At 65.3% G+C, this 20359-nt stretch carries 35 protein-coding genes; 13 read left to right on the forward strand and 22 right to left on the reverse strand.

Features of this window, described 5'->3' with window-relative positions; genetic code table 11:
• Positions 1-34: 34 nt before the first annotated feature.
• From R1Z03_RS11010 to R1Z03_RS11115, 22 genes are all read right to left on the reverse strand, one after another.
• Complete coding sequence (locus R1Z03_RS11010; protein WP_317359597.1) at positions 35-1099, reverse strand: hypothetical protein; 1065 nt, start codon at positions 1097-1099, stop codon at positions 35-37.
• A 123-nt stretch (positions 1100-1222) separates the two neighbouring features.
• Entirely contained in the window at positions 1223-1645 is a 423-nt protein-coding gene (locus tag R1Z03_RS11015) for a hypothetical protein (RefSeq protein WP_317359599.1), read from the reverse strand.
• Positions 1638-2087 (reverse strand): regulatory protein GemA, encoded by a 450-nt coding sequence (locus R1Z03_RS11020; protein ID WP_317359602.1) that lies wholly within the window; start codon positions 2085-2087, stop codon positions 1638-1640. Before R1Z03_RS11020 ends, R1Z03_RS11015 begins: the two co-directional genes overlap by 8 nt.
• Positions 2084-2389 (reverse strand): hypothetical protein, encoded by a 306-nt coding sequence (locus R1Z03_RS11025; RefSeq protein ID WP_317359605.1) that lies wholly within the window; start codon positions 2387-2389, stop codon positions 2084-2086. The genes R1Z03_RS11020 and R1Z03_RS11025 overlap by 4 nt, the downstream gene beginning before the upstream one ends.
• A complete protein-coding gene (locus R1Z03_RS11030; RefSeq protein WP_317359608.1) occupies positions 2386-2637 on the reverse strand; it encodes a hypothetical protein in 252 nt (83 codons plus the stop codon). The genes R1Z03_RS11025 and R1Z03_RS11030 overlap by 4 nt, the downstream gene beginning before the upstream one ends.
• On the reverse strand, positions 2634-2984 hold the full coding sequence (locus R1Z03_RS11035; RefSeq protein WP_317359611.1) for a hypothetical protein: 351 nt from the start codon (positions 2982-2984) through the stop codon (positions 2634-2636). Before R1Z03_RS11035 ends, R1Z03_RS11030 begins: the two co-directional genes overlap by 4 nt.
• 134 nt (positions 2985-3118) lie before the next feature.
• Entirely contained in the window at positions 3119-4012 is an 894-nt protein-coding gene (locus tag R1Z03_RS11040) for a recombination-associated protein RdgC (RefSeq protein WP_317359614.1), read from the reverse strand.
• A gap of 6 nt (positions 4013-4018) precedes the next feature.
• Positions 4019-4456, reverse strand: a complete 438-nt coding sequence (locus R1Z03_RS11045) for a hypothetical protein (RefSeq protein WP_317359616.1) — start codon at positions 4454-4456, stop codon at positions 4019-4021.
• Positions 4453-5076, reverse strand: coding sequence for a hypothetical protein (locus R1Z03_RS11050; protein ID WP_317359619.1), 624 nt, complete (start codon positions 5074-5076; stop codon positions 4453-4455). Before R1Z03_RS11050 ends, R1Z03_RS11045 begins: the two co-directional genes overlap by 4 nt.
• On the reverse strand, positions 5073-5453 hold the full coding sequence (locus R1Z03_RS11055) for a DUF2528 family protein (RefSeq protein ID WP_317359623.1): 381 nt from the start codon (positions 5451-5453) through the stop codon (positions 5073-5075). Before R1Z03_RS11055 ends, R1Z03_RS11050 begins: the two co-directional genes overlap by 4 nt.
• Positions 5450-6064, reverse strand: coding sequence for a DUF3164 family protein (locus R1Z03_RS11060; RefSeq protein WP_317359624.1), 615 nt, complete (start codon positions 6062-6064; stop codon positions 5450-5452). Before R1Z03_RS11060 ends, R1Z03_RS11055 begins: the two co-directional genes overlap by 4 nt.
• A gap of 15 nt (positions 6065-6079) precedes the next feature.
• The gene (locus tag R1Z03_RS11065; protein WP_317359626.1) at positions 6080-6340 is read right to left on the reverse strand and encodes a hypothetical protein; all 261 of its coding nucleotides are present in this window, start codon (positions 6338-6340) and stop codon (positions 6080-6082) included.
• Positions 6341-6351: 11 nt separating this feature from the next.
• Positions 6352-6549 (reverse strand): hypothetical protein, encoded by a 198-nt coding sequence (locus R1Z03_RS11070; RefSeq protein WP_317359628.1) that lies wholly within the window; start codon positions 6547-6549, stop codon positions 6352-6354.
• On the reverse strand, positions 6546-7172 hold the full coding sequence (locus tag R1Z03_RS11075; protein WP_317359630.1) for a hypothetical protein: 627 nt from the start codon (positions 7170-7172) through the stop codon (positions 6546-6548). The genes R1Z03_RS11070 and R1Z03_RS11075 overlap by 4 nt, the downstream gene beginning before the upstream one ends.
• A complete protein-coding gene (locus R1Z03_RS11080; RefSeq protein ID WP_317359632.1) occupies positions 7169-7405 on the reverse strand; it encodes a hypothetical protein in 237 nt (78 codons plus the stop codon). Before R1Z03_RS11080 ends, R1Z03_RS11075 begins: the two co-directional genes overlap by 4 nt.
• On the reverse strand, positions 7402-7557 hold the full coding sequence (locus R1Z03_RS11085) for a hypothetical protein (protein WP_317359634.1): 156 nt from the start codon (positions 7555-7557) through the stop codon (positions 7402-7404). The genes R1Z03_RS11080 and R1Z03_RS11085 overlap by 4 nt, the downstream gene beginning before the upstream one ends.
• Before the next feature lie 7 nt (positions 7558-7564).
• Positions 7565-8545: an AAA family ATPase gene (locus R1Z03_RS11090; RefSeq protein WP_317359636.1), complete on the reverse strand. Its 981-nt coding sequence runs from the start codon at positions 8543-8545 to the stop codon at positions 7565-7567.
• Between the two features lie 43 nt (positions 8546-8588).
• Entirely contained in the window at positions 8589-10370 is a 1782-nt protein-coding gene (locus R1Z03_RS11095; RefSeq protein ID WP_317359639.1) for a transposase family protein, read from the reverse strand.
• A gap of 46 nt (positions 10371-10416) precedes the next feature.
• On the reverse strand, positions 10417-11469 hold the full coding sequence (locus R1Z03_RS11100; protein WP_317359641.1) for a hypothetical protein: 1053 nt from the start codon (positions 11467-11469) through the stop codon (positions 10417-10419).
• A 39-nt stretch (positions 11470-11508) separates the two neighbouring features.
• On the reverse strand, positions 11509-11844 hold the full coding sequence (locus R1Z03_RS11105) for a helix-turn-helix domain-containing protein (protein ID WP_317359644.1): 336 nt from the start codon (positions 11842-11844) through the stop codon (positions 11509-11511).
• Complete coding sequence (locus R1Z03_RS11110) at positions 11844-12071, reverse strand: hypothetical protein (RefSeq protein ID WP_317359647.1); 228 nt, start codon at positions 12069-12071, stop codon at positions 11844-11846. The genes R1Z03_RS11105 and R1Z03_RS11110 overlap by 1 nt, the downstream gene beginning before the upstream one ends.
• The gene (locus R1Z03_RS11115; protein ID WP_317359649.1) at positions 12068-12307 is read right to left on the reverse strand and encodes a helix-turn-helix domain-containing protein; all 240 of its coding nucleotides are present in this window, start codon (positions 12305-12307) and stop codon (positions 12068-12070) included. Before R1Z03_RS11115 ends, R1Z03_RS11110 begins: the two co-directional genes overlap by 4 nt.
• A 117-nt stretch (positions 12308-12424) precedes the next feature.
• Between R1Z03_RS11115 and R1Z03_RS11120 the strand changes: the two genes are divergently transcribed.
• The 13 genes from R1Z03_RS11120 (at position 12425) to R1Z03_RS11180 (ending at position 20359) form a co-directional block, all read left to right on the forward strand.
• On the forward strand, positions 12425-12814 hold the full coding sequence (locus R1Z03_RS11120; protein ID WP_317359651.1) for a helix-turn-helix transcriptional regulator: 390 nt from the start codon (positions 12425-12427) through the stop codon (positions 12812-12814).
• Positions 12815-12816: 2 nt separating this feature from the next.
• The gene (locus R1Z03_RS11125; RefSeq protein WP_317359653.1) at positions 12817-13221 is read left to right on the forward strand and encodes a hypothetical protein; all 405 of its coding nucleotides are present in this window, start codon (positions 12817-12819) and stop codon (positions 13219-13221) included.
• Positions 13218-13793, forward strand: coding sequence for a hypothetical protein (locus R1Z03_RS11130; RefSeq protein WP_317359655.1), 576 nt, complete (start codon positions 13218-13220; stop codon positions 13791-13793). The genes R1Z03_RS11125 and R1Z03_RS11130 overlap by 4 nt, the downstream gene beginning before the upstream one ends.
• A 9-nt stretch (positions 13794-13802) precedes the next feature.
• On the forward strand, positions 13803-13997 hold the full coding sequence (locus R1Z03_RS11135) for a hypothetical protein (RefSeq protein ID WP_317359659.1): 195 nt from the start codon (positions 13803-13805) through the stop codon (positions 13995-13997).
• Positions 13990-14571, forward strand: a complete 582-nt coding sequence (locus R1Z03_RS11140) for a hypothetical protein (RefSeq protein ID WP_317359661.1) — start codon at positions 13990-13992, stop codon at positions 14569-14571. Before R1Z03_RS11135 ends, R1Z03_RS11140 begins: the two co-directional genes overlap by 8 nt.
• Positions 14572-14634: 63 nt before the next feature.
• Positions 14635-15000: a putative holin gene (locus tag R1Z03_RS11145; protein ID WP_317359664.1), complete on the forward strand. Its 366-nt coding sequence runs from the start codon at positions 14635-14637 to the stop codon at positions 14998-15000.
• Positions 15000-15704 (forward strand): transglycosylase SLT domain-containing protein, encoded by a 705-nt coding sequence (locus R1Z03_RS11150; protein WP_317359667.1) that lies wholly within the window; start codon positions 15000-15002, stop codon positions 15702-15704. Before R1Z03_RS11145 ends, R1Z03_RS11150 begins: the two co-directional genes overlap by 1 nt.
• Positions 15701-16117: a hypothetical protein gene (locus R1Z03_RS11155; RefSeq protein WP_317359669.1), complete on the forward strand. Its 417-nt coding sequence runs from the start codon at positions 15701-15703 to the stop codon at positions 16115-16117. Before R1Z03_RS11150 ends, R1Z03_RS11155 begins: the two co-directional genes overlap by 4 nt.
• 102 nt (positions 16118-16219) lie before the next feature.
• Positions 16220-16555, forward strand: a complete 336-nt coding sequence (locus R1Z03_RS11160; protein WP_317359671.1) for a DUF2730 family protein — start codon at positions 16220-16222, stop codon at positions 16553-16555.
• 3 nt (positions 16556-16558) lie between these two features.
• Positions 16559-16864: an ArsR family transcriptional regulator gene (locus R1Z03_RS11165; RefSeq protein WP_317359672.1), complete on the forward strand. Its 306-nt coding sequence runs from the start codon at positions 16559-16561 to the stop codon at positions 16862-16864.
• Positions 16865-16867: 3 nt separating this feature from the next.
• Positions 16868-17413 carry a phage protein Gp27 family protein gene (locus R1Z03_RS11170; RefSeq protein WP_317359674.1) on the forward strand — a complete coding sequence of 182 codons (546 nt, stop codon included), beginning with the start codon at positions 16868-16870 and terminating at the stop codon, positions 17411-17413.
• Positions 17413-18828 carry a terminase large subunit domain-containing protein gene (locus R1Z03_RS11175; protein WP_317359676.1) on the forward strand — a complete coding sequence of 472 codons (1416 nt, stop codon included), beginning with the start codon at positions 17413-17415 and terminating at the stop codon, positions 18826-18828. Before R1Z03_RS11170 ends, R1Z03_RS11175 begins: the two co-directional genes overlap by 1 nt.
• Positions 18821-20359 (forward strand): DUF935 family protein, encoded by a 1539-nt coding sequence (locus R1Z03_RS11180; RefSeq protein ID WP_317359679.1) that lies wholly within the window; start codon positions 18821-18823, stop codon positions 20357-20359. The genes R1Z03_RS11175 and R1Z03_RS11180 overlap by 8 nt, the downstream gene beginning before the upstream one ends.

Here is a 20359-nt window from a genome sequence, read left to right on the forward strand (position 1 = left end):
ATTTCCTTTGCGATGGCGGTTGGTGCGCGGATGCTCAGCTCGAGAACGACGCCGTGACCGCCGTCAGCGCTTCGGCGTAATTGACCTTGTGATGGCGGGCGTAGGCCTGCGCGGCCTGGTCGATCTCCGCATCGCTCTTGCCCTTGGCCTGGCCGGACTGAGCGGCCGCGTTACCGCCGCTACCGCCGCCAGCGAATTCACCGAAAGACACCGTGGGTTTGGCCGCAGCGATCAGGTCTTGCAGCCACTGGGCCGGGCTCACCTTGCGGGTGGCGTCGCCTTCGGCGAACTCCACCGGCTTGGTGTCGGCCAGGGCTTCCAGGGTGGCCACGGCCATTTCCTTGTCCTTGGGCAGCAGCTTGCCAGCCTGGATCTGCGCCTCGGCGAACGAGACGTAGCCGGCCTTGCGGTTGGCGCGCGCCGTTTCGGCGAACGAGGCCGCCGTGGCGGTTGCCTGCTCGGCGGCTTTCTTGGCCGCAGCCGCTTCGGCCTGCGCCTTGGCGGCCTCGTCCTTCGATGCCTGCAGCTCGGCCTGGGTTTTCGCCAGCTGCTCTTGCAATTCTTTGCTCATGTCGTCGGGCTCCTGTGGTGACGGATCGGTGGGTGTGGTGGTTGGGGTGACGGGTTCTGAAAAGCAGATGGCCCCGGCGTCGGAGAAATTGACGTCCTTGAGCCCCTTGACGGAGGGCGGCTGCGCGCCCAGCCAGGCGACATGCCGCGGATACCAGATGCCGGGCTTCGGATTGCTGCCGTCGTTGGGGTGGTAGAAGCTCATGGAGCGCTTCTTGACGCGCCCGGTGGCCACCATCTCCGCGAACTGCGGCTCTACCTGCTTGGACGCTGCGATCTGCAGCACGCCGTCCCGCACGGCGAAGCGCTCGATCCAGCCGTAGGCCGGTGCGTTGTGCTGGGGGTGACCCACGGTGTGCGGGGCCTCGTGGACAGCCGGGTCGTAGGCGGCGGCGCTGGCGGCCAGGTCGGCCTCGGTAATGGTGTGGACGCTGCCGTCGTCGGCCGTGCGGGTGCCGGCGCGGAAGACTTCGATGTCGGTCGGCAGCGCGGCGGGCAGCGTGTTAGTGGCGGGTGCATTGGAAGGCATGGACCGCACTGTCTCGCGATGCGGCCTCCGGGGCTAAATCGAGCCCTCCACAGATTCGCAGCAAAGAAAAAGCCCCGCGCGCGCGAGGCAGGCGGGGCTTGGGGGCGTCAGCCGACGGGCCGACTACAGGGGCAGTTGTCCCTGGCGCGCGGCGATCTGTTGGCGCCGCCACTCGGTTTCGATTTGGCGCACACGGGATTCGGTCAGTCCGGTGGCATCGGCCACCTCGCGGTAACTGCAACGCTGACCCAGCAACTCCATCGCGCGCCGCGCCTTGGCGCTGGCGGCAAGCATAGCGCCGACCGGGATGTAGGGTTGCGTGCCCCCCAGGTCTTGCGCGATGCCCAAGGTGAGTGCCACGGCCAGGTGGGCCAACGCGGGCGGCTCGACCGCGCTGGACCCCGGGGCCGAAAGCAGCGTGAGGTAGTGGCTCATGGCCAGGTCGCGCCAGGTGTCAGGCCATCCCTTCGGGATCAGGGCCTCCAGCGGGGCGATCTGTTCGGCCGTGACTTCGGCCAGTTCCAGCCGTTCGAACATTTCAACCATGCTCTGCTCCTCGGGTTTGCCATGCTTTGAGCGCCTCGATCAGAGTATCCAACTGGGCGCCGCTCGCAAAGCGCAGGGCCGACACACCCACTTGCCGGTGCACCCACGCATCGAGCGCGGCGCGGCTCGGGTTGTCCACCAGGCCGTCGCGGTGCAGTTGGAGCCACAGCGCCCACACCTTGCGCTCGCGCGGGCTGGCCGCGGCCTTGGCCTTCGCGAACTGCTCGCGCGTCAGAGGCTGGCGGCGCGTGGTGGCCGGGACCACGCCCATGCGCTCTGCCAGATGCTGCATGTGCTCGCGCACCTGGCGCTGCTCGGTCGCCGTCATGCCCTTGCTGCTGGTCTTGCCCGTGAGGTTGGACAGCAGCGCGCGGTAGTCGTCATCGCTCAGGGCCAGCTTGGACTTGAGCGTGTGGATGGCGGCGGTGTGGTTGGCGGTCATCGCTGCGCTCCTGCAAGTCGGTACGTCCACACCCACCTGGGAAACCCCATGCCAGCCATCCCGCAGAGCCCGGTGCGGCAGCGCAAGAGGCGTCCCTGTGCTGCCATCCAGGACAGATCGCGCCCGAGTTGCCGGCATTTGTCCGCGCCGTATGGCATGACCTGCACCGGCGCGCCAGTGGCTTCCGCATAGGCATCGACGAATTCCCGGTTCAGCACATCAACCGAGTAGCCGAGCAACTGCTGCGCAAGCCATTGCTCGATCCATGAATATCGTTCTGCTGCTGCCTGCATCACGCTCACCCCAGCACCAGCGGCCCGAGCCACCAGTTCCACAGGCCCAGGAGGCTGCAGGCGAGGAAAACCCATTGCTGCAGGTGCAACGCCGTGTGCCGCTGGAGCCTGCTCGCGACCAGCCACGAAACGTTGCTGATCGCGAACGCGCCGAACCCCCAGCCTGGCAGCGCCGGCATGGCCAGCAACAGCGCGCCGAGGATGCCGAAAGCCGCGCCCAGTGCCGAGGCTGCACGCCCGATGGGACTCGTGGTCATGCCGTCACCTCGTTCCGGACCTGCGCGAGGGGAAGGCGCTCCGCGGGCAGCTCCAGCGTCTGCGCCACCAAGCCGCCGCCCGTCTCTCTCGCCACGGCCAGCAGCTGGCCCGTACGATCCACCAACGGCGAGCCACCCCAAGCACGACCGGCGTGGCGCACGATGCCGCCCGGATAGACCCGACGCAGGAACCACGATGCCAGCACGCCGCGCTGGGCCTTGTAGCGATTCCAGGCCCGCTCGATCTTGCGCGGGTCGGCCGGCCAATATCCATGGCGCAGGCGGGCCACCGTGCCACGGCCCAGCCCAAGCACCAGGGAGGCTTCGGCCACGGACAATGCGCTCACGAAACCCAGCAGATCGGCCGGGGCCGATTGCGGGCCGCACAAGCCCTCATCCGCACCGCTGGCTACCCTGATGCCACCCGCACCCCGATCGGGGCCGCTACCCCGTTCCAATTTGTACCCAGGCACATATGCGGTCATGCGCGACCTCCTGCATCGCCGCCCAGCGCCTCGACCAGGTCCGGGATCATCTTGGAAAGCTCTCCCGTGGCGATCGCCACGTCGGCGTCGAAGCCGCTGTCGTCCTGGCCCCGGCCCTCGAACACCGTGTCGAGGAACGACACCTTCTTGATCTGCGGCCCTTCGGTGAGCACGAAGGCGACGCGGTCGTCCCAGCTCATCGCGAGCTTGGTGGGCAGCTTGCCGGCGACGATGTGCTCACGGATCTCGTCGATGTCGAGCGGGTGGCGGGCGTAGCGCACCACGGCCTTGGACTCGTCATCGCTTTTCAGCTCGCATTCCCGGTCGATGCTGAAGCCCTCGGGCGGCTCATGCTCGGTGAGCCAGTGCGCCATCGCGGCCTGGGGGGAGGTTCTTGTGTCCAGCAGCGCCAGCGACAGCCCGGGCAGCGCTTCCACCAGCAGGGTCGCCACCTCGTCGGCGCGCGCCTGGCTGCTGGTGGCCACCACCAGGCGGTTGGCCTCGCGGTCGATCCAGACCCAGGTGGCGGCCTGCTTGGCGAAGGCCATGGGCAGCAGGTCGAGCTTGGCCTCGTCCTTCAAGTCGCGGGTTTCCTTCTTGCCGGGCTTGCGGCCGGTCTCCTGCTCGATGCGCTGGGCCTTCTCCCTGACCTTGTCGGCCAGCACGTTGCCGGGCACGGTCTTGGTCTGCACCATCAGGCGCATGATCCAGTGACCATTGATGGACTCCACCAGCGCGCCGTGCAACTCGTCGCGCGGCGCCACCCAGCCGATGGACTTCTCTTGCGTGGGCCCGCATTCCGCGAACGGCGCGCGCTGCAGTGCTTCCTCTGCCTGGTCGAGGGTGGCGGCCAGGGTACCGATGGTGTAGATGATGAGATCTTTGAACATGGGGCCTCAGCTCGGGTTCTTGGTCAAAGTAAAGCGCTCGATTTGCGCGATGCGGTAGCGGATGCAACGGCCCTCCTTGGTCAGCGGGTCGGTGAAGTGCACGAGTTCGCCGACTTTCAGGCCACCAGGGTTGAGCACATGCTTGCCGAGCCAGACGGACGCCTGGAAGGGCTCGCAGCCGATCACCTTCCCCTTGGCGTCCAGCTCCCAGCGGAGGAAGTCCTGGTGGTGGTCCTCGAAGTGGATGCGGGTCACTACCCTGTCGAGCCACCGAACCCGGCGCTGCACTGCTGCGGCGACGGTCTTCTGCAACTCGGGCACCTGCAGGGCGGCCTCGCACTGTGACCGGTCAAAGCGGGCCACGGCGTTCACCCGATCCTCGACCGTGCCGTAGTAGGCCTGGACACCGGCATGGATGCCGGCCTTGAAAGGGTTGTCCATCATTTGGTCCTCCACACACGGATCTCCGAGCCCAGCGTGCGGCTGGCCAACACCTTTTGCGTCTCATCCTTGTAAGCCTTGAGGGCGCTGCTGATGGACGAGCGGGCGGCATAGGGCACCGTGAACGAATCGCCCACCTCCAGCCTGTCGAGCAGCGGCGTCCAATCCATGGCCGGGCGCCGGCCTGGCAGAGGCACGTCCTTGTCCACCCTGATCGCGCTCAGGTCGATGCGGAACGGCGCAGCGGGCGGCCTCCGGACGGCAGGCGGTGCGGCCGTTGCCGGCGCCGGTGTAGCCGGACTGCGCTTCGGTCGCCCCTCTTCGGACTGTTGGCCCTTGCGATCCAGCCAGCCGTGGAAGCCACTGCCTGCTGGCGATCCCTCGCTCGCTGGCTTGCCTGTGCCGATTGTGTAGACCAGCTCGCCCGTCGGCATGTCTTCCGTGCGGCGCAGCAGCCCGGCCTGGACCGCTGGGCCGAGCAGGGTGTGGACATTGCGCCGATCGCATTCGCACTTTGCGGAGATCAGATCCGCATCCAACTGCTCATCGGGGTTGGCTTCGAGGAATTCGATCACCCTCGATACCACGCTGCCTGAGCGGGGGGTGTAGGTGGCGCTGGTCATACTGCCTCCAGCGTCACGTCGTCATAGTCCACCACCGATACCTCTGCCGCAGTGATGAGGATGCCCAGGCTATCCACCTCAGGCCAGCCCTCGCCCTCGTGCTCAATCACTGCAGCCGTGTGGTACCGATCGGTCGTTGGTCCAAAGGAAGCCCCGCCGTTTCCCATGTAGCAGCGGATGGCGGCCAGGCCGAACATGCGCACGACCGCGAGCAGGACGTTTCCGTCCTCGGCCGCGAGTCGGCTCTCATCCTCTGACCAGAAGCCGTTGATTTCGGCGGCCAGCTCAGGCGTGAGGATGTCGAGGTCCACCTGCAGGGTGACCTCCGCGTCGCCGAACCAGGTGGCGCGCACGGTATAGGTGCATTGATTGCTCATACGGCCGCCACGTCCAGAGTGATGGGGTCGTAGCCGCCGGCATCGTTGCGCTTGTAGAAGCGCACGTAGGGCTTGGTGCTGGCCGTCTGCATGCTGTCAGAGATCGCCTGCATGGCGTTCTTCCACTTCGCATCGGTGATGTTCAGTTGGCGGAGGCCCAGCACGCGACCGGTGTTGATCTTGCCTTCCTTGTCGGTCTGGAAGGCGTGGTTGACCAGTGCGCGGATGTTGTCGTTGGCCCCTTCGGCCCATTCGTGGACGCACTCGTCGATCAGCACCTTCGCGGCCATGAGCTGCTCGCCGAAGACGATCTTGTCTTGCATCTGGCGCACCAGCTTGTACTTCCCGTCGTAGCTGGGCAGGGTGACGTTGCCCTTCTCGCCGCCGGCGCGCACGCCGTACTGCTCCATGCTGGTCGCCACCAGCGCGGCGACCTCCTGCATGGCGTGGGCCTTGAAGAGGGACAGGCTGGACTGGTGCTGCTCGGCCATGCGGCACAGATCCACCACGACCTGGTGGCGCAGCTTGTCGATGTCCTTGACCTTGGATTCGGGGATGAGGTTGCCGTTGGCATCTTGCCAGTAGCCGGCAGGGAGGGTGCTTGCTTCCATTGCTCGCTCCGATCGTTAGTGGATGGGTTGGTTCTGCGGGGCGCCACCGTTGGCGCTGGCCTTCATCAATTCGCCGGCGTAGGAGGCCGTTGCCATCGCTGCCATGCCGATCTGCTCGGGCGACAGTTGCAAGACGGTCATCCGGTGGACCAGGAACAGCGCCTCCATCACGATCCAAGGGGATTGCGGACCCTCGATGGCCTGGACGATCTGGCGGCCCATGTCGGTGGCAGCAGCCCGGAAGGCCTCGCGCTGCTCAGGTGTTGGTTGATCCATGTGCGGTCCTTTCAGCAGCGCCAGCCGCGGCTGGCAATGTGTTTGTGGTCGTCGGCCCCGGCGCGCGTTGCCGGTGCCGGGTTGGTGGTCCAGATCGGAGCGCGCATGCGGTCGTACTGCGCGGGCTCGACCAGGTTGTTCTGCACCGGTTTTGGTCGGTTGCGAGAGCCGCGCGGGCGGCCGGTGGGGGATCGCAGTTGGTCCGTCATGCCTTGCCTCCCTTGCCACGCAGGGCGTCGAGCCGTGCGCGCACGTCAGCCGGCATGGGTGCCGCTTGGCGATCGCGCTCGGCGATGGCGACAAGCGCCGGGTCTTTGCCTCCATAGACGACCTCCAAGGCATCGCCGATGGCCATGGTCTGGCCTTTGACCTGGACCGTGTCGCGCTGCGGGCGAAGGCGCTGGTCCTGCTCGCGCTGCTGCTCGGCCGCGGCCTCGTGCTTGTCGGCCAGACCGGCCAGGATCGCGTAGAGGTAGCCGTGGCCCGTCATCGGCAGCTGCAAGCGCTCCGTGGTGCGGGCGGCCAGCATCTGCTCGATGCCTTTCTCCCAGGCATACAGCGGTGCAGGCCAATCCCGCCCCTTGTGCGTGATGGCCTGCCGCTGCAGGTCCGGCAGCAGCTGCTGGATGAGACGCACCTTCTTGCGCAGCGTCAGACGCTGCTTTTCCGGGGCGAACAGCGCGATGTACTGCACGACCAGGTGCGCCATGGGCACGGACAGGGCGACCAGCCGCGCAAAGGCGCGTTCGTCGTCCAGGTGGCCCACCAAGTGCTCGAGCGTCAGCTCGGTCCCGCATGCGGGGCATGCAATGATCTCGGGAGCCTTGGTCACAGCAGGCCTTTCTGCCGGCGCGCCGCCGGGCTCGGGACGCGATCGGCCTCAGCCCGGAAGCCCTGGCACAACTGCTGCCCGAGCACCATGCCGGCGCGGTGAGCGTTGTCGAGCTGATCGCCGTGCTCAGATGCCACCGAGAGCGCTGCGACCAACGCGAGCAGGCAGCACACCAGGGATATGGCCAGCCAGATCACGAGCTGGATGAGCGGGTGATTGCGGCGCCGTCTCATGCTTGCCTCCGGATGAACATGGCCGAGACGCGCTTCGCGTCCGGGAAGTCGGCCAGGGTCTGGAGCACGGCTTCGAAGCCGTCGGCGAAGATGCCCGTGCTGCGGCCCCGGCTGCCGTCTGGCATGACGATGTGGATTCGGTAGATAGCCATGGCGCCCTCACACCGCCCGAATCACATCGCGGCCAACCACCGGTGCGCCCAGCGCGGCGGCGGTATTGAGTGCGGCGCTCATCCAGTTGTTCACATTCAGCGGGTTGAGCAGGCTCACGGGTGCGGCTTGGCCGTCGCCCTGCACCGTCAGGCGCGTGCGCAACTCATCCACCCCATCGATCGTGATGAACTCATCCAATGACCGGCCGGCTGCGGCGGCGCGGCATTGAAGGTAGGCGGCCAGATCGACACCAAGAGGCGGCAGGCGCGCTACTTCGATCCGCTGCATAACTTCGCGCACATCCCAGCGGGCGAGCTTCTTCTCCAACTCGGGGTGACCGACGAGCAGGATGCCCAACATGAAGCGGCGACCGATGCGCATCTTCTCGCGCAACCGCTTGAGGTGGTTGAGCGTAGGAACGGGCAAAGCGTGTGCCTCTTCAATGATGAGCAGATGTGAGTGGCCTGCGGTGCATGACTCGGTCAGCGCCGCATGCACTTGGCGCGAGCGTGCCTCGCCATTGCTGGCGACGGAGGCCCGAGCGTTGAAGGTGCGGACGATGGCGGTGTGGATATCCACGGCCTTGACCGTCTTGCCCTTCGTATCGGTCTCCTCGGCACCTTCCATGCTGGGCTCGATGCACACCACGGGCCGGTGCTCGCGCAGAAGGTTCTCTTTCAGGTCATCCAGCATGGTGGTCTTGCCCGCGCCCGACTCACCCACGATGGCGGCCATTCGTGCGCCCAGGGCGGTCTGCCAAGCCACCTCCCGCACGAACCGGATGTTGCCGTTGAGAAACATCTGCGCGTCGGTGGTCACCTCGCCCTGGAAGGGGTCGGTGAACAGGGTGAACTGGCGGCGCGCCGCTTCGCTCAACGTTTGGGGGGGTAGTAACATCGTCTCTTCCTCCTGGGTTTCGATGGTTTCGGGGTTCACGGGGACGACCTCGGCGAGCTGCAACTCGTCGGGGTCAACTTTTTTGAGCACGGCTGCGGCGGCGGCATCACGTTGTTAAAGGCGTGAGAGCGCGTCACAGCGCCCCTCCCACTGCACGCAGGCCGCCCTTGGTCTGCGCAGGAATGAGGGCCTGGCGGCGTGCGGCAACCAGACCGGGCACCACGTCTTCGGGCACACCCGCGTCGCCGTAGCGTTCGGTGAGCCACGCATAGGTGGCAGGGTCGTAGTCGTCGCCCAATGCCAGGCGCATGCGCTTGCAGGCCTCGGCCACGGACAGGCGCATGGGCTCCACGATGGTTGCGGCTGCGGCGTGTGGCACGCCAGGACGCTGCAGATAGGCGGGCAGGCTCGCGGCCTTGGCCTTGATGTCGGCGAAGGGGTCGAACTGACCGGCGTAGGGCGCGGCACCCGCTTTTTGCGCGGCCTTCACCTGGGCCGGGGTGGCTGGTCCGCCCGGGGCGGCGAAGGCTTGTGCGGCGATCCTTGCGCGCCGCTCGTCGACCGGTGTGGCGGGCATGGCCTTGTAGTCATCCTTGCCCAGCACGGGGGCGTCGGCGGCATAGCCCATCCAGCCTTCTTTGACGGGTTCGACCTGGTGCCAAACGATCTCGCCGGTTTCGCGGTCGGTGACGCCCACGCGCACGGCAGGCGCGGCGAACGGGTTCACGGCGACCAGCACCTTGTCGCGTATCGATACGCCCGGCACGTAGCGCAGGTCGTAGTCGCGGCGGCCCTGGCCTTTCACCGCAAAGCTCACGGTCATGCCGCCGCTGACCTGGCGCGGCTGGGCCAGGCTCACCGGCAACTCGCGCATGATGTCCATGTCGGGCGCCACACGTAGGTGCTCGGTGCCGATGGTGCTCCAGGCCGCATAGGGTGTCATGCCATGCCGGCTGTGCTTGCGCGTTCCGTTACGGCTGTGCATCCACAGTTCGCCCATGGCATTCAGGCGGGCCACGGTGATGGTGGCGGGGTCCAGGAACCGCAGGCGCGACTCGAGCCCGCGCTCGGTGATGTTCTGCGAAACCTCCGCCTGTCCCGTGGCGCGGCTGTTACGCGGGGCATGCCACTGCTGGCGGATGTCCATGGCGCCGCAGAAGTTGCGGAATGCCGCGCTCTTGAAGCAACCGCCCTGGTCGGTATAGAGCATGTAGGGCACGCCGTGCAGGGGCATGGACTGGCCCGCCGCGTCGTTGCGCTGGGTCATCATCCACATGAGGAAGTCGAGCGCGTTCTCGGTCGTCTCGCCACCGCTGTAAAAGCGCACGGCGATGGCATTGCTCGCATGCTCGGTGCCCACGAAGCGCACCAGCAGCTGGTCCATGACGCGCTTGAGGTTGTCCGGCTTGTTCTTGTAATGAACGCCGTCCTCTTCGAGCAGCAGCAGCTCGCCCTTGGGGGTCTTGTAGAGCACGCACACCGATGCGTCGATCTGCCACACGGCATTGACATGTTCGGTGCGCATGCGCACGTGGGGCGTGGGAGCGGCCAGGCTGCGCCCCTGCATGCCCCGCTCACGCAGCAGGCACCCCACTCGGCTGGCCGACAGGCGGGTGGCGATCTTCCCGCCCGCGTGCAGCATGTCGATGGTGTCTTGCAGCGGGATCATCCACTTGCCAGCGCGGCGGTCGTGCAGGATGGCGCCCGCGATGGTCTCCAGCTCGGCATCCGTGATGGCGGATTCGCCGGCATCTGAGCGACGCTTGCGCGCGGTGGCCAGGCCCAGGCTCTTTTGCGCCTGGGTGATGAGGGTGCTGGCGCGTCCTGGCGAAAGGCCCAGCCCCTCGGCCACGCGCGCCACCACCGCGCCGCGCGATCCGTGCTCGGTGGCTGCCAACTCGTGGGCTGCGTTCATGATGATTTCCATACGAATGGCGTCCATGGCGCGTCAGGGGCGGGAGTTACTTGGCGCGGGGGTTGGTGTAGGGGTTGGCGGCGTTGCGTGCCTCCAGCGCAGCGAGCGCTTCCTCATCCAGCCACGTCGGCGTGAGCCGTCCTTCAAGGTCCACGCGGATGCCGAACTCCTCGGCCATGTCCACCAGTTGCTGGGTCAGGAATTCGATGGCGTGCCGTGCCCGCTGCTGGATGGCCTCCGGTGCGGCGCCGCCGCTGTCTTCCAGAGCCGTAGCAGCCGCCTGGAACGTGCGATGCATGGCCAGGTAGGCCGCGCTGCTGGCTTGCTCCAACTCCGTCACCAGCGCTTGCTCGGTGGCGGTGCGCGCCGCCGACCCGGGCAGGGGCTTGAACTTGCGTGAGGCTTGTTCTTCCAGCCTGGTGAGGCGGTCGCTTTTGTCGGCCAGGACGCGATCCTTCGCTTCCAGGGTGGCCTGGGCTTCTTCGACCTGGGTGGCGAGGGCTTCTTTTTCTTTGGCGTGGCGGGCGATGATTTCCTCGGCCAGATCCAAAAAGCCCTCCTTGTCGCCCGCCTTGGCGACTTCGATCAGGGCCTGCTTCTGGTCCTCGGGCAGGCGGCGGTACTGGCGCAGTTCGCGGTAGCCGATGCCCATGCGGGACATGGATTCGAGGGCTTCTTCGCCAAAGGCTCGAAGGTTGGAAATATCAAGATCCACCTTGTCTACGGATGTACCGAGCAATTGGCAAAACTCTTCCCATGTACCCAAGAATTCCGAACCGTTCGGAGCGCGCTTTCCTCTAAGTTGTTGATAAAGCTTGTTTTCTTTAACAAATGAGAGTTTTGAAGTCCGAACCGTTCGGGAAAATTCCTCGAAAGCACCAGCCATCTGTGCCTGCCCCAGCAACTGGTTCAGCAAGTCGCGCTCTTGCCCATAGGTTGCCTGCATGGCAGTTGCCTGATCGACCAGCGCAACGGCCTGAGCCACGGGCGCCAAGTCGGTGTCCACCGCCACCGGTGCGGTGGCGGGTGCAGCCTTGCGCCCGCGCTTTGCGGGCGCGCTCAAGAGTTCTTTCGTCACGAAGTCTGTGCTGTCTTTCACGGCGTGCTTTCAATGTTTGCGAGGGTTCTCGGCTGCTATTCAATTGGGAGCAAACATGCCCCGGATGCCCGCTGGCTGGCCGTAGCGCTGGGCGGTATCGAGCAGGCCCTGCACGCTGGCACGCACACCGGCGGCATAGCGCTCGCTGATCTCGATCACGTGGGGCGCCAGGCGCCAGCGGCCCTGGGGCGTTTGCTCAGCCCAGCCGGCAGTGCGCAGGTTGTCCAGGTCACGGGTGACGACGCTGGCACTGACGTTCAGGGCCTTGGCGATCTCGGCGGGGGCCAAGCCCTGCAGTTCGTGCCCGGCAAGCAGGTCGATGAGCTGCAGCAGGCGCTGCTGCGCTGCGTTGGTGTAGTCGGTGGCGCGGGTCATCAGTACGTCCCTTCCCGAGCCACGGTGAAGCAGAGGTAGATGCAGTCCAGGGTGGTGCTGCCCCATGCATCGTGCGAGCCCTGGGGCAGATTGCACGGCGCATCCAGCGGCGCGAAGTCGTCACGCCAAGGCCAGTCTGCGCGGCCCACCAGCACGCTGACGGAACGTGGATGGCCGGTGATGGCGTGGCCCGCCGGCTGGTGGACGATGGCAGTGGGGAGGCTCATGCCACCGCTCCCGCAGCGCGAGCGCGGCGAAGCTTCGAGGTCTTGACATTGGTTGGCCAGAGCTTGTCCATCGAGAGGCCGGTGATATCCACGATCCGACGCGCGATACGTGCGCTTTTGGCCTTGCCGTTGATGACGTGCGACACCATCGATCGGGATACCTTCAGTTCATCGGCAATCGCCGCAGGCGTTGTGTCCTTCATTCGGATTGCCGCTTTGATTTCTTCGGGGTGCATGGTCTGTTACCCTTCACTCAACTTGTTTAGCTGGCAGCAGTAAATTGCTGGGTTAAGTTGAATTCTTGTGCATCACGATGCACAAGTCAAGGGGTTTTTGTGCATCTTGATGAGCAAATGGGGGCGCGTATCCGCGAAGAGCGAGGCCGCCTAGGTTTTTCCCAGCAGAAGGCTGCGGACATGGCGGGCGTTCGGCGCGAGATGTGGGCGAAGTACGAGGCGGGCGCTGAACCTGGCGCGAAGACGCTTGCTGGCATGGTGCTGGCTGGCGTGGATGTCCGTTACGTCCTCACTGGTGGACGTGACAACGATTTCTCTGCTGAAGAGAGACTGATGCTGGAGTACTTCCGTGAGGCATCAAAAGACGCGCGCCGTGCAGCATTTGGTGCGTTGCTTGGTGCCCCTGTGCCCACTCAAGTTGGAGGCAGTCATAGCCAGCACAGCAGCGGTAATGGAGCGATTCAAATCGGCAGCATTGAAAGGGCGCCGGTGAAACGTAGGAGGTAGGAGTGGGTTTGATTCCAAAGTGGCTCAGAGACTGGATCGCCAGCCTGATGCCGAAACAAGAAAGCACCGGCAGCGGATCGGTACAAATGGGCACGGTGCAAGGGCCCGTGCAAAACGTGACACATGTCACGCATCACCATTTCTATGCGCCGTCATCTGCGCAGGCAGAAAATCAACCGCCAGCAAAGAACGACGAATCGCGGCCAGCAGCCACTGCGGCGCATAAAGAAGTGCTGACTCTCATGAAGCCACTCGATCGCAAGGTGCGGGTTCGGGTTCTGGACTTCATGCGCCGAGAATTTCAAACCGCAATGGTGGTGGAGTTGACGCCCGAACAAGTGCGACGGCTTCGCAGCTATGTCGAGACAGTCAGGCGCAATGAAGAACGAGGGAGGGAAAGAACATGATCAAGCAAGCTATGTTGCTGAGTACTGCGCTGCTGGTTGCGCCTGCGTGGCCTATCAATAAATGCAAGGGACCAGACGGCAAAGTTGCATTCCAGGATGCACCGTGCCCAGATGGCACTGGCGAGAAGCTGCGCATCCTGGCTGCGCCTGTAGCGGGTGGTACTACCAACGATGCCCAGGTTCGTCTGGACAAGATGCAGCGCGACAACGCCGTAGCGGAAGCGATTCGCATGCACAAGCCACTGGTAGGCATGACCGTTGACCAATTGAAGGAGGCCATGGGGCCTGCGACCAAGGTTAACGCCGACAACTACAACGGAACTCAGCGCGAACAAGTGATCTACGAACGGCCGAACGAAACTTGGTACGTGTACATCCGCAATGGGGCTGTGGACTCCATCCAGCATCGCCCGGGCGTGCCTGCCCCCAGTTCACCCGCTCGGACTACTCGGTGCCCAACGCAGCACGAAATCAACGGCGCGATCACGTCGGCTTCCAGCATCACGCTTTCCGAGATCGAACGCGCGGAGCGCTGGAAAGCAATCAAGCAGATGCAAGCCTGCGGCACATAGGAGTCAGCCATGCCAGACGACGATGAGCAGCAATACCTCAAATTCCGCACCTGGATGCTCCAGCCCGGCTCCCTGCCCGAGCGGCGCCAGGACGTGGACGGCTTGCATGGCATGCAGGCCCTGATCGAAGATGCACTGTGGGCTGCGTGGCAGGCGGGGTATCTCGAGGGACAGCAGCGAGAAGCAGGACCGGCTGATGAATGACGTGGTGTGGGTGGCTCTCATCAGCGCCGGTGCGGCGCTGGTTACCGCATTGGTGACCCAACTCCTAGCCACACGAGCAGCAGGTAAATCAGCAGACCGTGCAGAAAAGAGAGAAGCACTGCAATGGCAACGAACCGAAGCGTTAAGGCTGGAGGAGTTTCAGCGCAAGGAAGCGCAACGCCGAGAAGAGCTTCAGAACGCGCGGTTGAGGGAGTTGTGGGGCTACGTGCTGACCGTGCGCTGGCAGGTGCTGGATGCACTACAGCGCATGCCGGTGAAGGGGCAGCCAGCCCCAAAATCTGCTCCTGTATCTGCTGAAGCGATGCCTGCGCATGCCGCCGGGCAAGCGTATTCCGTAGCACTGACTGGTCTAGCAGCCGTGCGCCCCAGCGCAAAGGCGTTCTATATCGCAACGGCGAGCGTGCAGCAAGAACTGCTGGCTTTCGACGACGACGCGATGCACGTTGCATCAGCGGCATGGAAGGATGCATATGAAGCGCTGGAAATGAGCGTTGCGGCTCTGGCGGATGGGCTGGTTCGCGATACGACTGCAGGTACTCTGACGCCGCAGTGAGCGCAAGAAACAATGGTGCGCACCATTTATCGCTGATCGCGCGCGCACGGCATCCTGCCGTGCATGACGCTCAAAGACTCCATCCCCCTCTGGCTGCGCGCTCCGCGCAACTCCCTGTGGATCATCGTTGCAGCCGTGCTGCTCGTGGCCATCGGGTACTTCTCCCCCAAGCAACTGCCGGTGGCGCTCTACAAGGTGTCGCTGATCTCGCTCGCGGCCGTGCTCGGCTACTGGCTCGACCGGGCCCTGTTCCCCTATGCCCGGCCTGACAGCTACCTCAAGCGCGAATGGCGCCTGGGCACGACCGAGCCCGATGGCGATGCGGACTATCCGGTGGTGCCGATGTACCTGCGCGCGTTCTGCGCCGCGCAGATCCGTCGCGCGATCGTGGTGGCTGCGGTCGTGCTCGGCACGGCGATGGGGTTGTGATGCGCTGGGACCGCATTGCCAGTTGCCTGGCCATGGCCACGGCGTTGGCTGCATGCCAGCGCGAGCAGACTGCTGATACGCAGGAGGTGCCTGCTGCGCCTGCGCCCGCCGCCGTCGTGGAGACGCCCCTGCAGAAGCCCGTCACTGCAACCACGGCGGCATCCGCGCCGGACGTTCCGCGCGCGGCGCTGCCCTATCGCGCGATGCTGATCCGCACCGCGCGGGCCGTGTGGGGCATGGATGCTCCGATCGCGGTGTTCGCCGCGCAGATCCACCAAGAGAGCGGCTGGAAGGCTGATGCCGTGTCGCGTGTGGGTGCACAGGGCATGGCGCAGTTCATGCCGTCCACGGTCACCTGGATCGCCAAGCTGGACCCCGAGCTCTCAAGCCGAGAGCCGTTCAACCCGGCATGGGCCATGCGCGCGCTCGTGGTTTACGACCAGTGGCTCTATGACCGCACGCCGCAGCGCTATACGGCACACGACCGCATGTGGGTTGCTCTTCGCGGCTACAACGGCGGGCTGGGCCACTGGACAGCGGAGGCCGCCAGTACCGGGCTGGCCCAGCCATCGCGGGCCCAGGTGGACGCCGCATGCGGCAAGGCCCGCCGTGCCCCCTTGCATTGCAAGGAGAACCTGGGCTACCCCCAGCGCATCCTCATCGTGATCCAGCCGCGTTACGCGGCCTGGGGGCCCACCGTATGAGCCGGGTTGCCATTGCATTGGGTGGGCTGGTGCTGGCCCTCGCGGGCACCGCAGGCGGCTACTGGCGGGGCCACGTCGCCGGCACGGCGGCCGAGGTGGCGCGCCAGCATGCAGGCACGGTCAAAGAGCTATCCCAAACGCTCGAGACACACGCCGGATTGATCAAGGACTCCCAAGCTGCAAGCCGCTCCATTCGGGCGGCCATCGCCGAGCGCGAAAAGCAGGACCGCTTCACCACCAAGGAGATGGGCGATGCGCTCACGAATACCTCTGCCGATCGCGCTGACTGCGTGTTTCCTTCTCGCGTCATGCGCGGCCTCTCCGAAGCCCGGGATCGGGCTGCAGCGGCCGCTGCCGGCGGAACTGGCAGTGAGGTGCCCAACGCCCCCGCCCGCGCCGCCGGCGAGCGGTGAGGTGGACCCCGTGGCACTGGAACTCAAGGGCATGTACGACCTGTACGGCACCTGCGCGGGGCGCATGGTGGATCTGCTCAATTGGATGGATGGCCCGACGCAATGACCGCAGAACAAATCGGCCTCTGGCTGCAAATCATCGCCGTGGTGGTGCTGCCGATCGCCTCCGCGATCTACACCTGGATCGCGACGCGAGACAAGGACAACACCGTCCACATCAAGGCGGTGGAAGAAGCCATGGCCAAGGAGATGGCGGCCCTCAAGAGCCGCACGGACAAGCTGGAAACGCGGGTGCAGTACATGCCCACGCCCCAGCAGATGTCCGAGCTGCAGGGGGATGTCCAGGCGATGCAGGCGACACAAGACGCCATCCAGCGCGACATGACCACGGTGCGCATCACGCTCAACCGGATCGAGGATTTCCTGCTCAAGAAGTAAGCCATGACAACGACAAACGATTTCGCGACCCACCTGGCCGAGGACCGGCGTCTGGTCATCCTGCGCGTGCTGCTGGAGAGCGCGGCCTACACCGCCAACGAGTACCTGCTGCACTCGATGGTGGAGCGCCTGGGCCATGTGGTTTCCACCGACCGCATCCACACGGATCTGGCCTGGCTCAAAGAGCAAGGCCTGATCGCCGTGGATGATGTCGCTGGCGTGCGCATCGGCAAACTGCTCGCTCGGGGCGAGGACGCGGCGCGCGGCCGCACCGAGGTGCCGGGGGTCAAGCGCCCGAGGGCGGTGTAAGCCATGGGGCGCAGGTCCACCGTCGCCGTGCTCGATGAGGCCATCGTCGGGGAGGTCAACCGGCTCATTCGCATGGGGCGGACCATCGACGAGATCCTGGCGGCTCTGGAGCCGCTCGGCGTGGACGTCTCCCGCTCGGCCATGGGGCGCTACGTCAAGACGGCCCGGCAGAGCATGGAGCAGTACACCAAGGCGCAGGATGTGGCGCGCATCTGGATCGAGAAGTTCGGCGCGGAGCCCAGCAGCGATGTCTCGCGGCTGCTGCCCCAAATGCTGGAAGCCGTGGCCCACCGGACGCTGGAGGACATGGCCGAAGCCGAGGAGATCAAGTCGCCGGAAGAGGTGCGGGTGATGGCCCGGGCGCTGAAGGATCTCAACGGCGCCAAGAAGGGCAACATCGACATCGAGTTGAAGATGCGCGAGGTGCGCGAGGCCGAGCGCAAGAAGGTGCTGGAAGAGCAGCGCGCCAAGCTGGAGGCCATGCCCTCCAAGGGCGGCGTGACGGCCGAGACCAAGGCGGCGATCCGGGAAGCGCTGGGGATCGAGTGATGGCGAAGCTCAAAGGCCGCGCGAAGTGCATTCCGAAGGATCGCGATGCGATCTTTCTGCCGTTCCAGTCGGAGTGGATCAAGGACGAGTCGCGCATCAAGCTCATGGAGAAGTCGAGGCAGATCGGCCTCAGCTGGTCGACCGCCTATGGGGCTGACGAGCGCGCCGCGGCGCAAGGCGCCCGCTTCGATGAGTGGGTGAGCAGCCGCGATGACATTCAGGCGCGCCTGTTCATCGAAGACTGCAAGCTGTGGGCCGGCATCATGGGCATGGCCGCCAAGGATCTGGGCGAGGTGGTGCTGGACGCGGACAAGAAGCTCAGCGCTTACGTGCTGCAGTTCGCCAGCGGGCGGCGCATTCACAGCATGAGCAGCAACCCGGATGCGCAAGCCGGCAAGCGCGGCTCGCGCGTGCTGGACGAGTTCGCCTTGCATCGCGAGCAGCGCAAGATGTGGGCCATTGCCTACCCTGGCATCACCTGGGGCGGAAGCATGGAACTGGTGAGCACGCATCGCGGCTCCAACAGCTTCTTCAACGGCCTGGTGCGCGAGGCGCGGCACGGCGGCAACCCTAAGCGCATCAGCCTGCACCGCGTCACGCTTCAGGATGCACTGGAGCAAGGGTTCCTCTTCAAGCTGCAGCAAGCGCTGCCTGCTGACGCCGAGCAGCAGGACATGGACGAGGCCGCCTACTTCGACTTCGTCAAGGGCGGCGCAGCCGATGAAGAGTCGTTCGATCAGGAATACCAGTGCATTCCGGCCGATGACGATGCGAAGTTCCTGGAATATGGCCTGATCACCGCATGCGAGTACTCCGCCGGCACGGTATGGCAGCGCGGCCTTGAGGGGCCGTTCCACGGACGCCTTTTCGCGGGTGTGGACATCGGGCGCAAGAAGGACTTGACGGTGCTTTGGGTGGTCGAGCAGCTGGGCGACGTTTTCTACACGCGCCACATCGAGACCATGGAGAAGATGCGCAAGAGCGATCAGGAAAAGATCCTCTGGCCATGGTTTGAAATCTGCGACCGCATCTGCATCGACGCCAGCGGTCTGGGCATTGGCTGGGTGGATGACGCGCAGGACAAGTTCGGCGAGGCGCGCGTGGAAGGCGTTAACTTCACCGGACCGGTAAAGGAAGCGCTGGCCTACCCGTTGAAGGGCGCCATGGAAGACCGCCTGGTGCGCATTCCAGAAGACCCGAAGATCCGCGCCGATCTGCGCAAAGTCCAGAAGACCACCACGGCCGCGGGAAACATCCGCTTCGTGGCCGAGAGCGACAACGCTGGCCACGCCGACCGCTTCTGGGCCCTGGCCCTGGCTCTGCACGCCGGCTCCAACCCATCCGCCCCTATCGAATTCATGAGCGGAGGCCCGCGCGAGAGCAGCCAGCCGCTGGGAGATTTCATCCATGGCTAAGCCTGAGAAACGCGCACGCCCCGAACTCGACACCGAGTTCGCCAACCGCCTGCGCGATCCGTTCGAGACCCATTACATGGGGGTGCTGCGCACCAATGACCCGCTGCTGCTCGAGCGCGGCAATGCTGGGGTCGAGCTGTACCGCGACCTCCGGCGCGATGGCAAGGTGTTCTCGGGTCTGCAGAAGCGGCAGCTGGCCTTGGTGGGCAAGGCTTGGCAGGTAGAGCCGCGCGTGAAGGACAACGCCAAGGCATCCAAGGACGCGGAGACGCTCACGGCCATCCTCAAAGGCATCGCTTTCGATCGGCTGTGCGGCGACTTGCTGGAGGCTCTGCTGGCGGGCTTTTCGGTAGGGGAGATCGTGTGGACGGTTCGCGACGGCATGGTGTTGCCCGCACGCGTGATCAAACGCGCACAGCGGCGGTTCGTATACGTGCAGGACGATGAGAACAGTCCAGCACGGCTGCAGCTGCTCATGCGCGAGAACATGTTGACGGGCGTGCCGGTGCCGGATCGCAAGTTCATCGTGCACCGTGTCAACCCGGAAGACGACAACCCCTACGGCACGGGGCTGGGCCTGCAGCTTTTCTGGCCGGTGTTCTTCAAACGCAAAGGCGTGGTGGCCTGGAACAAGCTGTGCGACCGCTTTGGCTCACCCACGCCGCATGGCAAGTACCCACGCAACGCCGGGCCGAAGGAGAAAGGCACTCTTGCCGATGCGCTGCGGGCCATGTCGAACGATGGCTACCTGATGACGCCGGAGGGCATGGAGATCGCCTTGCTGGAAAGCAAGCTGTCGGGCAACGTGACCACGCAGCAGCAGTTGTGCGAGTACATGGACGACTGGATCTCCGAGGTGCTCACCGGACAGGAGCCAGCCCGCTCGGGCGGCGGCGCACTGGCCGCGGCTAGCAAGGAGCGCAAGGATGTTCGCCAGGATCTGACCCAGGCCGACAGCGATCTGCTGTCGGAAACGCTCAATGAGACATTGATCGCATGGATATGCGAGTTCAACGGCTTGGAGCCATGCCATGTCTACCGCCAGATCAAGGAGGAAGAGGACACCAAGACCCAGGCGGAGGGCGACAAGCTGATATCCGACATGGGCTTCGAAATGGACGAAGACACGGTGCGGGCGAAATACGGCGAGGGCTGGAAGAAAAAAGCACCACCACCACCCGCCGCCCCCGCAGCGGCCCTGGCTGCGGATCCAGTACTGCCGGTCGTCGCCGATCCCAGTCGGCGAGCGGCCAACTTCGCCGAGAACGCCACTGCGCCAGCGCAGCCCGACGCGCTGGATGCGCTGATCGACGCCGAGCAGGCGCAATGGCGGCCGGTGATGGACCCAATGGTGGACCCGATCCGCCAACTGCTGGCCGATGCCGCCGCCCAAGGGCAGACGGCGGCCGAGCTGCTCGCCCGCCTGCCCGAGCTGCTGGCCAGCCTGGACCCAGGGCCGCTGGCCACGTCGCTGGCCCGTACTGCGTTCACGGCACGGCTGGCCGCCGATGCCGGCATCGCTAACGAGTAG

Origin of the sequence: Acidovorax sp. BLS4 (genome assembly GCF_032929295.1) — a bacterium.
Classification (GTDB): Bacteria; Pseudomonadota; Gammaproteobacteria; order Burkholderiales; family Burkholderiaceae_C; genus Paracidovorax.

Bases quoted from the DNA above. Each gene is read 5' to 3' on its own strand.
- R1Z03_RS11010 (WP_317359597.1), bottom strand. From the start codon at position 1,099: ATGCCTTCCAATGCACCCGCCACTAACACGCTGCCCGCCGCGCTGCCG.
- R1Z03_RS11015 (WP_317359599.1), bottom strand. From the start codon at position 1,645: ATGGTTGAAATGTTCGAACGGCTGGAACTGGCCGAAGTCACGGCCGAA.
- R1Z03_RS11020 (WP_317359602.1), bottom strand. From the start codon at position 2,087: ATGACCGCCAACCACACCGCCGCCATCCACACGCTCAAGTCCAAGCTG.
- R1Z03_RS11030 (WP_317359608.1), bottom strand. From the start codon at position 2,637: ATGACCACGAGTCCCATCGGGCGTGCAGCCTCGGCACTGGGCGCGGCT.
- R1Z03_RS11040 (WP_317359614.1), bottom strand. From the start codon at position 4,012: ATGTTCAAAGATCTCATCATCTACACCATCGGTACCCTGGCCGCCACC.
- R1Z03_RS11045 (WP_317359616.1), bottom strand. From the start codon at position 4,456: ATGATGGACAACCCTTTCAAGGCCGGCATCCATGCCGGTGTCCAGGCC.
- R1Z03_RS11050 (WP_317359619.1), bottom strand. From the start codon at position 5,076: ATGACCAGCGCCACCTACACCCCCCGCTCAGGCAGCGTGGTATCGAGG.
- R1Z03_RS11055 (WP_317359623.1), bottom strand. From the start codon at position 5,453: ATGAGCAATCAATGCACCTATACCGTGCGCGCCACCTGGTTCGGCGAC.
- R1Z03_RS11060 (WP_317359624.1), bottom strand. From the start codon at position 6,064: ATGGAAGCAAGCACCCTCCCTGCCGGCTACTGGCAAGATGCCAACGGC.
- R1Z03_RS11065 (WP_317359626.1), bottom strand. From the start codon at position 6,340: ATGGATCAACCAACACCTGAGCAGCGCGAGGCCTTCCGGGCTGCTGCC.
- R1Z03_RS11070 (WP_317359628.1), bottom strand. From the start codon at position 6,549: ATGACGGACCAACTGCGATCCCCCACCGGCCGCCCGCGCGGCTCTCGC.
- R1Z03_RS11080 (WP_317359632.1), bottom strand. From the start codon at position 7,405: ATGAGACGGCGCCGCAATCACCCGCTCATCCAGCTCGTGATCTGGCTG.
- R1Z03_RS11085 (WP_317359634.1), bottom strand. From the start codon at position 7,557: ATGGCTATCTACCGAATCCACATCGTCATGCCAGACGGCAGCCGGGGC.
- R1Z03_RS11095 (WP_317359639.1), bottom strand. From the start codon at position 10,370: ATGAACGCAGCCCACGAGTTGGCAGCCACCGAGCACGGATCGCGCGGC.
- R1Z03_RS11105 (WP_317359644.1), bottom strand. From the start codon at position 11,844: ATGACCCGCGCCACCGACTACACCAACGCAGCGCAGCAGCGCCTGCTG.
- R1Z03_RS11110 (WP_317359647.1), bottom strand. From the start codon at position 12,071: ATGAGCCTCCCCACTGCCATCGTCCACCAGCCGGCGGGCCACGCCATC.
- R1Z03_RS11115 (WP_317359649.1), bottom strand. From the start codon at position 12,307: ATGCACCCCGAAGAAATCAAAGCGGCAATCCGAATGAAGGACACAACG.
- R1Z03_RS11120 (WP_317359651.1), top strand. From the start codon at position 12,425: ATGGGGGCGCGTATCCGCGAAGAGCGAGGCCGCCTAGGTTTTTCCCAG.
- R1Z03_RS11130 (WP_317359655.1), top strand. From the start codon at position 13,218: ATGATCAAGCAAGCTATGTTGCTGAGTACTGCGCTGCTGGTTGCGCCT.
- R1Z03_RS11135 (WP_317359659.1), top strand. From the start codon at position 13,803: ATGCCAGACGACGATGAGCAGCAATACCTCAAATTCCGCACCTGGATG.
- R1Z03_RS11140 (WP_317359661.1), top strand. From the start codon at position 13,990: ATGAATGACGTGGTGTGGGTGGCTCTCATCAGCGCCGGTGCGGCGCTG.
- R1Z03_RS11145 (WP_317359664.1), top strand. From the start codon at position 14,635: ATGACGCTCAAAGACTCCATCCCCCTCTGGCTGCGCGCTCCGCGCAAC.
- R1Z03_RS11150 (WP_317359667.1), top strand. From the start codon at position 15,000: ATGCGCTGGGACCGCATTGCCAGTTGCCTGGCCATGGCCACGGCGTTG.
- R1Z03_RS11155 (WP_317359669.1), top strand. From the start codon at position 15,701: ATGAGCCGGGTTGCCATTGCATTGGGTGGGCTGGTGCTGGCCCTCGCG.
- R1Z03_RS11160 (WP_317359671.1), top strand. From the start codon at position 16,220: ATGACCGCAGAACAAATCGGCCTCTGGCTGCAAATCATCGCCGTGGTG.
- R1Z03_RS11165 (WP_317359672.1), top strand. From the start codon at position 16,559: ATGACAACGACAAACGATTTCGCGACCCACCTGGCCGAGGACCGGCGT.
- R1Z03_RS11170 (WP_317359674.1), top strand. From the start codon at position 16,868: ATGGGGCGCAGGTCCACCGTCGCCGTGCTCGATGAGGCCATCGTCGGG.
- R1Z03_RS11175 (WP_317359676.1), top strand. From the start codon at position 17,413: ATGGCGAAGCTCAAAGGCCGCGCGAAGTGCATTCCGAAGGATCGCGAT.
- R1Z03_RS11180 (WP_317359679.1), top strand. From the start codon at position 18,821: ATGGCTAAGCCTGAGAAACGCGCACGCCCCGAACTCGACACCGAGTTC.